The organism is Trinickia sp. Z7 (genome assembly GCF_056498045.1).
Map to the genome: position 1 here is coordinate 1 of NZ_JAUEQW010000040.1, position 1,484 is coordinate 1,484.

At 60.4% G+C, this 1,484-nt stretch carries 1 protein-coding gene; it reads left to right on the forward strand.

Annotation, left to right across the window (positions count from 1 at the left end):
• Positions 1–122 precede the first annotated feature (122 nt).
• On the forward strand, positions 123–1,445 hold the full coding sequence (locus tag QQS38_RS25875) for an IS5 family transposase (RefSeq protein ID WP_130024442.1): 1,323 nt from the start codon (positions 123–125) through the stop codon (positions 1,443–1,445).
• The last annotated feature ends 39 nt before the right edge of the window (positions 1,446–1,484 follow it).

The following is a 1,484-nucleotide window of genomic DNA, read 5'->3' on the forward strand; positions in this document are numbered from 1 at the left end:
GTCGGACCTGAATAATCGTGCGAGGCGTATGCAGTAAGGCTGTGAAGCCGAAACGGTGTTGTTGGATTTGCAAGAAGCGGGCATATTGATGCGTGAATCCTGCAAATCCTGACGAGGTGTGGATGGGTCCGAAGACGCTGGTGCCAGAGGGAGATTTCTTCCGCCAACCGCTGCGCGAGCAGATCAACTTGAAGCATCCGTTGGTTCGCCTTGCCGATCTGATCGACTGGGAGCGGTTGAACGCGGCGATGAGTGCGAGCTTCGTGTCGCATCGCGGGCGACCGGCAACGTCGCCGCGTTTGATTGCAGGGCTGCTGTACTTGCAGCACGCGTTCGATCTGTCGGATGAAGAGGTGGTATGGCAATGGCTTGAGAACCCGTACTGGCAAGTGTTCACCGGCGAGACGTACCTGCAGACGCAGCCGCCGATTGATCCGTCGAGCCTGACGCGCTGGAGGAAGCGTCTGGGCGAGGCTGGTGTTGAGGAACTGCTCGCCGAGACCATCGAGGCGGCCAAACGAGGGAACGTCATCAAGACGTCGAGCCTGAAGCGGGTAATCGTTGATACGACGGTCATGGAGAAGGCGATCGCGCATCCCACTGATTCGCGCCTGCTCGAACGTTGCCGGGAACATCTGGTGAAGGCTGCTGAGCGGCATGGGCTGAAGCTGCGGCAGAACTACAACCGCGAAGCGCCACGACTGGCAGGCCAGATCGGTCGCTACGCCCATGCGAAGCAGTACAAGCGGATGAAGAAAGCGCTGCGCACGTTGCGTTCGCGAGTGGGACGCGTGATGCGCGACGTCGAGCGGCAACTGGACGACGTTGCACAGCCAAGCCGGGCGTCGCTGGAAGATCTGATTGGCCGCACGAAGCGCATTCTCACGCAGAAGCAGAAGGACAAGAACAAGCTGTACGCGCTGCATGCGCCGGAAGTGGAGTGCTTGGCCAAGGGCAAAGCTCGTAAGCCGTACGAGTTCGGCGTGAAGGTGTCGATCACGACGACGCACAAGGAAGGTCTCGTAATCGGCGCGCGCTCGATGCCGGGTAATCCGTACGACGGGCACACGTTGGCCGAAGCGTTGGAGCAGGCGGCGATCTTGAGCGACGTTCAGCCGCAGATCGCCGTCGTCGATCGCGGCTACAAGGGTGTCGCCATTGACGGTGTGAAGGTCTATCACCCGGGGCTGCGACGCGGTATCACGCGAGGCTTGCGCGCGATGATCCGGCGGCGCAGCGCGATCGAGCCAGCCATCGGACACATGAAGGCAGATGGAAAACTCGATCGCAATTGGCTCAAGGGTGCGCTCGGTGATGCAATGCACGCGGTGCTGTGCGGCGCAGGCCACAATCTGCGGATGATCCTGCGCAAGCTGCGGCTTTTTTACGCCCTGATTCTCGTCGCTTTGCTTGGCTTCGAAACCGCTACGCCGTCGGCAGCGTGAACTCATTTGCCGAGCAAAATGAATTGTTCAGGGCCGACT

What these genes read in the sequence shown, in the direction of transcription:
- QQS38_RS25875 (WP_130024442.1), top strand. Translation starts at nt 123, where the DNA reads ATGGGTCCGAAGACGCTGGTGCCAGAGGGAGATTTCTTCCGCCAACCG.